Origin of the sequence: Ensifer sp. 4252 (genome assembly GCF_050434565.1) — a bacterium.
In the GTDB taxonomy this organism is placed as follows: Bacteria; Pseudomonadota; Alphaproteobacteria; order Rhizobiales; family Rhizobiaceae; genus Ensifer.
Window position 1 is genome coordinate 1 of record NZ_JBNDIU010000006.1, and the last position, 11,153, is coordinate 11,153.

An 11,153-nucleotide genomic window follows, 5' to 3' on the forward strand; every position below is an offset into this window, starting at 1 on the left:
AAGGCGGTCTCGACCAGGCCGGCCGGGCGCTGCGGCCAGGGATAGACGAACGGCCAGGCAAGCGCCCCGGAAAAGCTCGCCATCGCCTCGAGCCCAAGGTTCTTCGAGGCCGTCAGCGCCAGCTTCACCTGCTCGACCGCCCATTGCTGCCGGGCTTGTGGATTGCCGCGCACCTCCGGCACGGCAAAGCCGTCGAACACCTCGTCATAGGCCGGATGGGTGGCGACCAGCTGGCCCTGCAGATGGGTCGACAGCTCGGTGATCGCGACGCCGTTGTCGCGGGCAATGCCTGAAAGCTCGTCGCAATAGGTTTTGGACGTCGCCGCCAGCTTCAGATCGATCAGCCGCGCATCCCACGTCGGCACCTGCACGCCCTTGTAGCCGCAATCGGCCGCCCATTTCGTGATCGACGCAAACGAGTTGAACGGCGCCGCATCCCCCGCAAACTGCGCAAGAAACAGCCCGGGGCCCTTGATCGTTTTCATGATTCATCCTCGTCTAAGCTGTTGTGATCGGTGTCACGCCCAGGAGGCGCCGGACACAGGGTCGGCCAGGCGCGCTTTCGACCTGAAAAATGAGCGGGAAAAGAAGAGGGCGCGCCCGACCAGCGGGCGCGCTCGATTTATCAGAACGGAGAATCCGGGAAGTAGAACTGGTCCGCATTTTCCTTGGTCACCAGCGTGGCGTCGAGGATGTATTCGCCGCTGACCGGGACCTGGTCATAGAACTTGGCGGCCGTGAGCTGCATCGCGGTTGCGACCATCGCCGGCGGGTAGAGCACATCGACCGGGACCATCTTGTCGCCGTCCATGACCTTCTTGATCATGTCCTTCGAGCCGGCACCGGCAACGATGTACTGGATGTCCGTGCGCTTTGCCTGGCCGATGGCTTCGAGAACGCCGACGGCCATGTCGTCGTCCTGGCACCAGACCACGTCGATCTTCGGATACTTCGTCAGGTAGTCCTGCATGACGCGGAAGGCGTCATCGCGGTTCCAGTTGCCGTACTGGCGGTCGAGAACCTTCACGTTGGAGCCGGCAATGCCCTTGTCGAAACCGTCCTGACGCTGCTGATCGATCGGGATCGGCAGACCGCGGATAACGACGACTTCGGCATCCGGCGTCGTCTTCTTGATGTATTCGCCCGCGACCTGGCCAAGCGCCGGGTTGTTGCCGGCGACATAGAGATCGCGGATCGAGCTGTCGTTGACCGACGGCGCACGGTCGACGAGCGCGACGAAGGCGCCGGAATCCTTGACCTGCTGGATGGCGTTGACGAGCGGATCGGGATCCGACGGCAGGATGACCAGCGCATCAAGCCCCTGGACCGCGAGGTCCTGCACGGCGTTTGCCTGAGTGGCGGCATCGGGCGATGTCTTGACGATAACGTTCAGGCCCGGATGCTCCTGCATCAGGAGCTTGGCGACGCGTTCGGCGTGGAAGACGACGCCGGCCGTCCAGCCATGGTCGGCAGCCGGGATCGATACGCCGATCGTGACCTTCTTGTCCTGCGCCCAGGCGCCTGGTGCGGTGCCCGCAAATGCCGCCACGGCAGCGACGGTCAAACCAATAATTGTCCTACGCATAGTCTCCCTCCCAAGAGTTCCACGGGGCCTCGATTGCGATGAAACCGGGCTCGCCCCAACGGCCCGGCCAATCTCATGTGCGGCGCATGAGCGACCGCTGCACCAGCATGGCGATGATGATGATCGCGCCCTGGATGGCACCGATCAGGTATTCGCTGACGAAGTTCGAGAGCAGCATGATGTTGCCGACGATCTCCAGGATGAAGGCACCGCAGACCGTGCCCCAGACGCGGCCGACGCCGCCTCTGAGCGCCGTCCCGCCGACGACGACGGCGGTAATCGCCTGCAGCTCCCAGAGAATGCCGGTGGTGGCTGAGGTCGAACCGAGACGCGGTACGTAAAGCAGGACGGCAACCGCAACGCAGAGGCCCTGGATCACATAGGCGATCGTCCTCACACGGTTGACCGAGATGCCGGAATAGCGCGCGACATCCTCGTTCGAACCGACCGCGACGACATGACGTCCATAACGGGTGCGATAGAGCACGAAGGCGGCAATCGCTGCGGTTACGAAGATCACGATGATCGGCACGGGAACGCCGGCGATCGAGCCGAAATAGACAGGCCGATAGATCTGCTGCAGTTCGCGGTCCTGCAGGGTGATTGCCCCGCCTTGCGACAGCCACGTCGTCAGCCCTCGATAGATGCCCATGGTGCCGAGCGTGGCGATAAAGGGTTCGATCCTGCCGACGGTGGTGATGAGCCCGTTGACAAGCCCGCAAGCAGCACCGAGCACCAGCGCCAGGATCGCGGCGCAGATCAGCATCAGGACCGGATCGGCGATGACGCCGCTGTTCATGAACAGGATCATCAGGCTGGCGACGAAGGCGACCATCGAACCGACGGACAGATCGAGCCCGCCGGACGAAATCACGTAGGTTGCGCCCAGCGCAATGATGGCGATGAAGGCGCTGCGCGTGATGACGTTCAAAAGGTTGGCGACGGAAATGAAGTTCGGATTGGCGAAATAGCCAAGGATGAGCAAGAGCGCCAGCGCGACAAAGGGCGCGATGGCCGCCATGTCCCAATCTCGCGACGTTCTCGGCGCCCTCTGCGTTTCGGTTGCAACATTCGTCATCATCGTGCCCCGCGCTTACGCGGCCTCCTCGGTGTTGGCGCCTGTCGCAAGAACGACGATCTCGTTTTCGTTCATCTTGTCTCCCGTAACTTCGCCGACGATATGGCCCGCCCGCATGACCAGGATGCGATCGGAAATGCCGATCAACTCCGGCATTTCCGACGAGACGACGATGATCGACCGCCCCTCTTCTGCGAGCTTGGCGATGAATTTGTAGATCTGTTCCTTGTTGCCGATGTCGATGCCGCGCGTCGGTTCATCGATGATGACGATCTCCGGGTCGAGCATCATCATCTTGGCGAGCAGGAGCTTTTGCTGATTGCCGCCGGAAAGCTGTCCGGCAAGAATGTCCTTGCGGCCGGTTCGAATGTCGAACTCGCGGATCGCCTCGTCGAGCGCGTCACTTTCCTTCTTGCGGTCGATCTGCAGGGTTTTGACAAAGCGGGAAAGCGACGCAAGCGTCAGGTTCACCCTCAGGTCCTTGGTCAGCAGCAGGCCCTTGCCCTTTCGGTCCTCGCTTAGATAGACCAATCCGGCCCTGAGGCTTGCCTCGACGCTCGAAAAGTTCACCGCCTGGCCGTGATGCCTGATCCTGCCATGGCCCGGCCGAAGCCCGGCGATGCCCTCCATCAACTCAGTGCGGCCCGCGCCGACAAGCCCGGCAAAGCCAAGGATTTCACCCTTGCGCAGTTGAAAGGTGGCGTTGCGCGCATAACCCGGCACCGAAAAATCCTCGACCTCGAGCACGACTTCGCGCGCCGGCCCACCGTGGCGTTCGGGATAGAGTTTTGCGACATCGCGTCCGACCATCAACCGCGCCATGTCGGCCGGTTGCACGGCGGCGGCATCGTGGGATGCGACGACGCGCCCGTCGCGCAGCACGGTCACCCGATCGGCGATCTCCTTTACCTCCGGCAGGCGGTGCGAAATGTAGAGAACGCCGACGCCCTTGGCGCGGATGTCCTTGATGACCTTGAGCAGCGCTTCTGTTTCGTGCGGCGTCAGGGATGCCGTCGGCTCGTCGAAGATCACCACCCTGTGCGGCACCAGCAGCACCCGTGCAATCTGAACCAACTGGCGTTGCGCGATCGACAGGCGGCGGACAATGGTCCGCGGGTCGATCTCGGCGCCGAGATCGCGGATCGCCTTGGCCGCGCCATCGTTCATGGCCCGGTCGTCGACCGTAAGACCTTTGCGCAGCTCGCGACCGAGATAAATGTTCTGCGCCACCGTCAGATCCGGCGCCAGCAGGATTTCCTGGTGAACAAGGACGATGCCGGCCTGCTCGGCATCGACAGGACCGGAGAAACTCACCGGCTGTCCATCGATCGCCAGCTCGCCCCGGGTCGGCAAATGGTTGCCGGCCAGGATCTTCATCAGCGTGGATTTGCCGGCGCCGTTTTCGCCGATGATGGCGTGGACTTCGCCGGGCCGCACGGACACATCGATGTCGCGCAGAACCTCGACGATACCAAACGTCTTTGAAACGCCCCTCGCCTCCAGGACGGGTTGCGCACTCTGGGATGCCGCAGCCGTCATGTGGCGACCGCAATCGTCAAGCCACGCCCCATAGGGTCGGCCGCCACGCCCCGTGCTCGGGCACGAACGCAACGAAACAATGTCATAAGAACTCCTCCGGGAGTACTGCTAACGTATTTTCTGAGGTACGTAAATCAGAATTTGTTTTTTCAGTCTGCTGATTTCGAACGGCCGCCTCGTCGCTAGGGTCGGAAAGCCAAAGCGAGAACCGCGGCCGAGACGGCATGATGTCAGCAAGGATGATCGATTTTCCGAAAGGAGATGTCCGGTCGCTGCCGGCCTGATGCGGCGTTCCAAATAGCGTGGAAATAAGCGCGGTTCGGCGCGTGGGATCAAAGGAAGGCATGCAGGGTGCCATCCGGCACTCTCACAAACCGAGAGAACACCGCGGACTGGCAGCCACAAGCCGTATCCGCCAGTCCCATTGTCGCATGATCGGGTGTGCTCCGAGCGGGGGCGCCGATTGGAACGCACGCCGCATCAACACACACGCGCGTGCCCAGCCGATCCGCAACAGTCTTGTCGCCTTCGTACTTACGCCTAGAAGCGCGAGAAGCCTTTGAGCGGCGGCATGATCATGCCGCGGCCGTCATCCATGAACTGGGACACGCCTCTCGCCACCTCCTCGTTCGGATCGCCATAGACTTCGAATTTTTCGACGGTGCAATGCTCGGACACGCTTTGAATGTGTGCATCCGACATCTGCCAGTGGCGCAGGACGTCGGCCGAACTTCGATAGAGCTGGTAGCTGACCGCCCGCATTTCGGCCTCGTCGATGAACGTGCGGACCATCAGTTGCGGAGCGTTTTCTTCCACGAAGTCGACCGCGGCCCGCACCGCTTCGCGGAAGGGCTGCAAGTGCCCGGCTTTGATCTTCATGACATTTCTAAAGAGCAGTTGGTCGGTCATCATGTTTCTCCGTAGCGCTGTACGGAGTGCCTTATAGAAGCTCACGCATAGCTGAGGTCAATGGGCGTAATCCGCCGACGGCAAGACCTCACATCAGACTTTGGTCTTGCGGGGCGGGCCGGCAGTACTCCGCATGATTGCGTTCAGCACCAGCGAAACAGCTTCACGTATTTCTGGTGAATGAGAAACGTCGAATTCAGCTAGCTTTCGCCGCGCACCCAACGTTGGAGGACGGCGGGCGCCGCACCGAATGTTTCGAGACATTCGGCGATCGACAAGGAGGAACAATGTCGAAACTTTCAGCGGATCACCGGACTTCAAAATCGTGCGCCCCGATCCTGCTCGTGACCCTGACCAAGGGCCGACGCGCATGAACATACACAATCCTACCGCCGCAACAACGCGGCCGAGCGAACTCGTTCTCGGGCTCGACGATCGCCCCTCGCCGCCGATCGCCTTTCTTGCAGCCTTGCAGCATTTGCTGGCGATCATCGTGCCGATCGTCACGCCTGGCCTGCTGATCTGCCAGGCGCTCGGGGTCTCCCTTCGCGACACCAACATGATCGTGTCGATGTCGCTGGTCATCTCGGGGATCGCAACCTTCGTTCAATGTCGCCGTTTCGGCCCGCTCGGCGCCGGGTTGCTGATCGTCCAGGGGACGAGCTTCAATTTCGTCGGCCCGCTGATCGCCGGCGGCGTGTTGATGGTCAAGCAGGGCACGCCTGTTGAAACCGTGATGGCGTGCATATTCGGCGTCGTCATCGCCGGATCCTTCATCGAAATGGGCCTGTCGCGGGTGCTGCCTTTCGTCAAGCGTCTGATCACCCCTCTCGTCACCGGCATCGTCGTCCTGATGATCGGCCTCACCTTGATCAAGGTTGGCCTGATCAGCATGGGCGGAGGCTTTGCCGCGATGTCACAGGGCACCTTTGCCAACGGCGAAAACCTGCTGCTGTCAGGCGTCGTGCTCGGGCTTATCATCGCGCTCAACCGCATTCCCATCGTCTGGGTCCGCAGCAGCGCCATCATGCTGGCGCTCGCCGCCGGCTATCTGCTGGCGGCATGGATGGGCCGCCTCGATTTTGCCGGCGTGCATCAGGCAGCCTGGTTCCAGGCGCCGGTGCCGTTTCATTTCGGCATCGACTTCTCGTGGTCGCTGTTTGCGCCGATGGTGGTCATCTATCTCGTCACGTCGCTCGAGGCGATCGGCGACATCACCGCAACCAGCAAGATCTCGCGCCAGCCGGTCGAAGGTCCGCTGTGGATGGAAAGGATCAAGGGCGGCGTTCTCGTCAACGGCGTGAACTCGCTGCTGGCGGGCATCTTCAACACCTTCCCAAGCTCGGTGTTTGCGCAGAACAATGGCATCATCCAGCTGACCGGGGTCGCCAGCCGCCACGTCGGCATCTACATCGCCGCGGTGCTGGTTTTGCTCGGGCTGTTCCCGACGGTTGCCGGCGTCATTCAGGCCGTGCCCGAACCGGTGCTCGGCGGTGCCGTCATTGTCATGTTCGGCGCAGTCGCGGCCTCCGGCATCAACATCCTCGCCGGCGTTCATCTGGACCGCCGCGCGCTTCTGATTATCGCCATCTCGCTGGCGCTCGGGCTCGGCGTCTCCCAGGTTCCCGAGTTCGTCACCCATATGCCCCGGGCTCTGGCGGACGTCCTGGAATCGGGCGTGGCGACCGGCGGCATCTGCGCGGTCTTCCTCAACTGGCTCCTGCCAGAGCACCGGGAGGAAATCACCGACTGACGATCAGGGGATCAGCGCCCCGACCGGCCCGGCTCAGCTGAGCGGCGGCCTGTCGGGGCGGTTTTCGCGAGGTCAGCGCCTCATCGGCTCAACGGTTGCACCGTCAATCGCCGAGGCGGCAGCAACAAGCCCTATCAACGGCGAAGGTTCTTGCGAGCTTACATCATAGATGCAGGGTGTTGCAAAAACCGCCGCTCCGAGAGCGATGATGATCATCAGCTTCATTGGATCCTCCGGTGGCGACGCTCAAGCATCGCCCGTTCCCTCTTGCGGCTCCCGTTCCAAAGAATGCACGCCGCGACGCGGAGCCATTGCGCGGCGTGCATTCATCATTTTCTAGGCGATCGTCAGCTCGACATTGATGTTGCCGCGCGTCGCCTTGGAATAGGGGCAGGTCTGGTGCGCCTCTTCGACAAGCGCATTGGCCAGTTCCCGCTCGATACCCGGCACGTTTACCTTCAGCCGTGCCTGCAGCAGATAGGCGCCGTCGGTGGTTCCGAGATCAACCTCGGCAAGGACGGAAAGATCGGTCGGAAGCCTGAGCTTGCGCTTTCCCGCGGCAATGCCGATGGCGCCGATGAAACAGGCCGACCACCCGGCCGCGAAAAGTTGCTCGGGATTGGTCCCGGGCTGGGCGCTTCCCGGCGGCGAGAGCTTGACGTCCAGCTGCCCATCGTCGCTGCGCGAGGCGCCGTCGCGCCCGCCACTGGTGTGCGTCCTGGCGGTATAGAGAACCTTGTCGACCTGTGTCATGGAACACTCCGTTGTTGTGTCGCCCCTGGGCGACTGCGTTGACGGAGAAAGATTTGACCGGCTGAGGTATCCGGCATGTTTCCGAAATCGCCGGAAATGTACCAAAGCGTAGCGGCGGCCGCACCTGACACGCACACGTACAAAGCGCTTCGACGAACTTGCGAGATCAGCGGATGACGACTTCCGCCGCCAGGCCGCCGCCGGCGCGATTGTAGAGCCGCACCGAGCCGCCGATGGCCCCGGCCAGTTGCTGGGCAATCGCAAGGCCGAGCCCGGTGCCGCCCGTATCTCGATTGCGGGACTGTTCAAGCCTGAAAAACGGCTGCATCGCCGCCTCGAGCATATCATCCGGAATGCCCGGCCCACGATCCACCACCGTGATGGCGATCTCGCCACTTTCCCTTCGCTCGACGCTGATCTCTGCTGCTCCGGCAAACTTCAGCGCGTTGTCGATGAAGTTGGAGAGGATGCGGCGAAGAGCATGCGGCTTGGTGGACACCGTCCCTTCAACGGTACTGACGACGCTCACGGATTTTCCGGTGTCCCGATAATCGTAGGCCAGGCTGTCGATGAAGGATGCGAGATCGATGCGCGAGGTCTTCTCGACATTGCCGTGCGCGCTTCGGGCGTAGGCGATGCCATCCTGCACCAAGCGTTCGATCTCGCGGAGATCCTGCACCAGTTTATCCCTCTCCGGAGACTCGTCCGCCATGTCGGCGCGAAGTCGCATGCGCGTTATCGGCGTCTGGAGATCGTGGGAAATGGCAGCAAGGATCTGCACGCGCTCTTGGAGATAATGGGCGATCCTGTCGCGCATGGCATTGAAGGCCCGGGCGGCATGCGCGACTTCACGTGGGCCGGCCTCGCTCAACGGCGCGGCCTTCCTGTTCGGGTCCAGCGCATCGGCGGCAGCGGCAAGGTCGCTCAAAGGGCGGACGACCTGGCGCACGGCAAACCAGACGCAAAGGAGCAGAAGCGCCATCTGGGTCGCCAGCACATAGGGCAGCCATTCGGCGATCGGCATGACGCCCCGTGGCGTCACGTCTATCGTCAGGGGTGCGCCGTCGCTCAGCGTCAGATGGGCCTGCAATCTCTTGTCGTCGCCTGGAATTGCCTCCACGCGCAGCGGAAAGCGATGCCCGGCCGCCTCCTCGATCTTGGCAGCGATCTCCCTGCCGCGGCTGGACAGGTCCGGCACGCCGGGAAGGCCCGGTCCCAGCACGAAACGATAGCTCCCGCGGCTGAGACGATCGAGCCAGCCCGCTCGCTCGTTCGCCGGCAGCCGATCGAGAATGGCGATCGATGTTGCCACATCGGTTTCCAGCGTGCCGAGCATAACCGCCTTGGCAGACATGTAGCGTTCGAGAAAGAGAATGCTGAAGGAAAGACCGTAGGCGATTGCCAGACCCAAGAGGAGAACGAGGAAAAGCCGGGCCCGCAAGGTGCTCGGCCAATACCAGCTGGCGCTCGAGGTGACGCCCAAGCTCATTACCTCGGCTCCGAGATTTCGACAGGAACGGAGAAGACGTAGCCTTCGCTGCGCAGCGTCTTGATGTAGGTCGGTTCACGCGCATCGTCGCCGAGCCGCTGGCGAAGGCGGCTGACGAGAAGATCGATCGAGCGGTCGAACAGCTCGGCGTCGCGCCCCTGTGTCAGGTTGAGCAGCTGATCACGGTTGAGCACGCGCTGCGGATGATCGATGAAGACACGCAGCAGCCGGTATTCGGCACCGCTCAAGGCAATCTCCGTGCCTTGCCTGTCCAGAAGGCGACGGCCGACCGTGTCGAGCTGCCAGTCGCCGAAGGTCAGCAACTGGCCGGCCTCGCTGATCTGCAGGTTCGGAGGCAGCATGCGAGCTCGGCGCAGCACGGCCTTGATGCGTGCCAAGAGCTCGCGCGCTGCAAATGGCTTCGGCAAATAGTCGTCCGCGCCCATCTCCAGCCCGATGATCCTGTCCATCTCGTCGCTGCGGGCAGTCAGCATCAGGATCGGCGTCGCCTTGTGCTTGCCGGCACGCAGTTCCCGGCACAGAACCAGCCCGTCGTCGCCGGGCATCATCACATCGAGCACGATCAGATCGACGGTGTTGGCTTCCAGGAAGGCGCGCATCTGGCGGCCATCCGCGGCAACGGCGGTGCGCAGCCCGTTCTTCTTCAGATAGCTCGACACCAGCTCGCGAATTTCGCGATCGTCGTCGACGATCAGGATGTGATCGACGTGTTCCATATCAGACTTCCCACTCCCCTATGCACTCGGCGGCAACACCGCCTGATAGCCTTAGACCCAAAGCGGCTTGCGCGAGGCACGCATCCACAAGGTTGCGCGCCCTGTTGCCAGACCATCGTCGGTCTAAAAGCGATCCACGTCCATAACCGCCTGTGCGAATGCCTGCGGCGCTTCCTGCGGCAGGTTATGCCCGATGCCGCCGGTGATGTTGCGGTGTTCGTATTTTCCCGAAAACTTGCCGGCATAGGCGGTAGGCTGCGGATGCGGCGCGCCGTTGGCATCGCCTTCCAGCGTGATGGTGGGAACCGAGATCTTCGGTCCCACGGCAAGCCGCTTTTCATAGGCGTCGTACTTGCGTTCGCCTTCCGCCAGGCTCAACCGCCAGCGATAATTGTCGATGACAACAGCGATATGGTCGGGATTGTCGAAGGCCTCAGCCGAACGATCGAAGGTCGCGTCGTCGAATTTCCAGGTGGGCGACGCGGTCTGCCAGATCAGCTTGGCAAAGGCGCGCCGGTTCTCCTCGTAGCCCAGCCGACCGCGCTCGGTTGCGAAATAGAACTGGTACCACCAGGCAAGCTCGGCGCTAGGCGACAGCGGCTTCCTGTTGATTTCCTGGCTTCCGATGAGATAGCCGCTCACCGATACCATCGCCTTGCAGCGCTCCGGCCAAAGTGCCGCCATGATGTTGACGGTGCGCGCGCCCCAGTCGCAACCACCGAGGATCGCCTTTTCGATGCCCAGCGCATCCATCAGCGCGATCATATCCGCCGCAATGGCCGATTGCTGGCCGTTGCGCGGTGTATCCGGCGAAAGGAACCGCGTCGTTCCGTAACCGCGCAGGTAAGGCACGATCACGCGGTAGCCGGCTTGAGCGAGCAAGGGTGCAACATCGACATAGGTATGAATGTCATAAGGCCAGCCGTGCAGCAGCAGAACAGCGGGCCCATCGGCGGGGCCTGCCTCCGCATAACCGATATCGAGCACGCCGGCCCGGATCTGCTTCAGTGCTGCAAAGGAAGTGTGTGTGCCGGGCTTGATGTCTGATACCGGTGCGGCGGATGTTTGCCCCGACTGCGCCATTGCGGCCCCCGTCATACCGAGTTCGACCGCAGCGATGGTCATGGCGGCCATACCGAAAAACCTGCGGCGGTGATGGTTGATTTCGTCAGACATCGGTCTCTCCTTGTAAACTGAGCGTGGTTGCAGAAGGACAGGCCGCATGTATCCCGCGTGTGTCGCGGCCGCTCGATCTTGAATACCAATGTAGCGCCGACCCGCCCGGATACAGTCCGATACAATACACCTTG

General features: G+C 62.3%; 12 protein-coding genes. 1 reads left to right on the top strand and 11 read right to left on the bottom strand.

Translation table 11 applies throughout. The features are described 5' to 3' along the window. The 6 genes from ABIE33_RS14370 to ABIE33_RS14395 form a co-directional block, all read right to left on the bottom strand. Positions 1–485 (bottom strand): TIM barrel protein (locus tag ABIE33_RS14370; RefSeq protein ID WP_429125991.1); only part of this gene is annotated, 485 nt, incomplete at its 3' end. A gap of 140 nt (positions 486–625) precedes the next feature. Then, the gene (locus ABIE33_RS14375) at positions 626–1,585 is read right to left on the bottom strand and encodes a substrate-binding domain-containing protein (protein WP_429125993.1); all 960 of its coding nucleotides are present in this window, start codon (positions 1,583–1,585) and stop codon (positions 626–628) included. A gap of 73 nt (positions 1,586–1,658) precedes the next feature. Beyond that, positions 1,659–2,663, bottom strand: coding sequence for an ABC transporter permease (locus tag ABIE33_RS14380; RefSeq protein WP_429125995.1), 1,005 nt, complete (start codon positions 2,661–2,663; stop codon positions 1,659–1,661). Positions 2,664–2,678: 15 nt separating this feature from the next. Further along, positions 2,679–4,202: a sugar ABC transporter ATP-binding protein gene (locus ABIE33_RS14385; protein WP_429125997.1), complete on the bottom strand. Its 1,524-nt coding sequence runs from the start codon at positions 4,200–4,202 to the stop codon at positions 2,679–2,681. Positions 4,203–4,284: 82 nt separating this feature from the next. Continuing rightward, positions 4,285–4,548: a hypothetical protein gene (locus ABIE33_RS14390; RefSeq protein WP_429125999.1), complete on the bottom strand. Its 264-nt coding sequence runs from the start codon at positions 4,546–4,548 to the stop codon at positions 4,285–4,287. Between the two features lie 194 nt (positions 4,549–4,742). Continuing rightward, positions 4,743–5,111, bottom strand: a complete 369-nt coding sequence (locus tag ABIE33_RS14395) for a hypothetical protein (RefSeq protein WP_429126000.1) — start codon at positions 5,109–5,111, stop codon at positions 4,743–4,745. Positions 5,112–5,481: 370 nt separating this feature from the next. On the opposite strand from ABIE33_RS14395, the gene ABIE33_RS14400 reads away from it, so the two are divergent. Further along, a complete protein-coding gene (locus ABIE33_RS14400) occupies positions 5,482–6,864 on the top strand; it encodes a nucleobase:cation symporter-2 family protein (RefSeq protein WP_429126002.1) in 1,383 nt (460 codons plus the stop codon). Positions 6,865–6,936: 72 nt separating this feature from the next. On the opposite strand, the gene ABIE33_RS14405 is transcribed toward ABIE33_RS14400, so the two are convergent. The 5 genes from ABIE33_RS14405 to ABIE33_RS14425 form a co-directional block, all read right to left on the bottom strand. Then, positions 6,937–7,089, bottom strand: coding sequence for a hypothetical protein (locus ABIE33_RS14405; protein WP_429126004.1), 153 nt, complete (start codon positions 7,087–7,089; stop codon positions 6,937–6,939). 111 nt (positions 7,090–7,200) lie between these two features. Beyond that, on the bottom strand, positions 7,201–7,617 hold the full coding sequence (locus tag ABIE33_RS14410; RefSeq protein WP_429126006.1) for an organic hydroperoxide resistance protein: 417 nt from the start codon (positions 7,615–7,617) through the stop codon (positions 7,201–7,203). A gap of 166 nt (positions 7,618–7,783) precedes the next feature. Next, on the bottom strand, positions 7,784–9,106 hold the full coding sequence (locus ABIE33_RS14415; protein ID WP_429126007.1) for a sensor histidine kinase: 1,323 nt from the start codon (positions 9,104–9,106) through the stop codon (positions 7,784–7,786). Next, the gene (locus ABIE33_RS14420) at positions 9,106–9,843 is read right to left on the bottom strand and encodes a response regulator (protein ID WP_429126009.1); all 738 of its coding nucleotides are present in this window, start codon (positions 9,841–9,843) and stop codon (positions 9,106–9,108) included. Before ABIE33_RS14420 ends, ABIE33_RS14415 begins: the two co-directional genes overlap by 1 nt. A gap of 123 nt (positions 9,844–9,966) precedes the next feature. Then, positions 9,967–11,019: an alpha/beta fold hydrolase gene (locus ABIE33_RS14425; RefSeq protein WP_429126011.1), complete on the bottom strand. Its 1,053-nt coding sequence runs from the start codon at positions 11,017–11,019 to the stop codon at positions 9,967–9,969. Positions 11,020–11,153: the final 134 nt, after the last annotated feature.

Coding starts and splice junctions, on each gene's coding strand:
- ABIE33_RS14375 (WP_429125993.1), bottom strand. CDS start 1,585: ATGCGTAGGACAATTATTGGTTTGACCGTCGCTGCCGTGGCGGCATTT.
- ABIE33_RS14380 (WP_429125995.1), bottom strand. CDS start 2,663: ATGACGAATGTTGCAACCGAAACGCAGAGGGCGCCGAGAACGTCGCGA.
- ABIE33_RS14385 (WP_429125997.1), bottom strand. CDS start 4,202: ATGACGGCTGCGGCATCCCAGAGTGCGCAACCCGTCCTGGAGGCGAGG.
- ABIE33_RS14390 (WP_429125999.1), bottom strand. CDS start 4,548: ATGCCTTCCTTTGATCCCACGCGCCGAACCGCGCTTATTTCCACGCTA.
- ABIE33_RS14395 (WP_429126000.1), bottom strand. CDS start 5,111: ATGACCGACCAACTGCTCTTTAGAAATGTCATGAAGATCAAAGCCGGG.
- ABIE33_RS14400 (WP_429126002.1), top strand. CDS start 5,482: ATGAACATACACAATCCTACCGCCGCAACAACGCGGCCGAGCGAACTC.
- ABIE33_RS14405 (WP_429126004.1), bottom strand. CDS start 7,089: ATGAAGCTGATGATCATCATCGCTCTCGGAGCGGCGGTTTTTGCAACA.
- ABIE33_RS14410 (WP_429126006.1), bottom strand. CDS start 7,617: ATGACACAGGTCGACAAGGTTCTCTATACCGCCAGGACGCACACCAGT.
- ABIE33_RS14415 (WP_429126007.1), bottom strand. CDS start 9,106: ATGAGCTTGGGCGTCACCTCGAGCGCCAGCTGGTATTGGCCGAGCACC.
- ABIE33_RS14420 (WP_429126009.1), bottom strand. CDS start 9,843: ATGGAACACGTCGATCACATCCTGATCGTCGACGACGATCGCGAAATT.
- ABIE33_RS14425 (WP_429126011.1), bottom strand. CDS start 11,019: ATGTCTGACGAAATCAACCATCACCGCCGCAGGTTTTTCGGTATGGCC.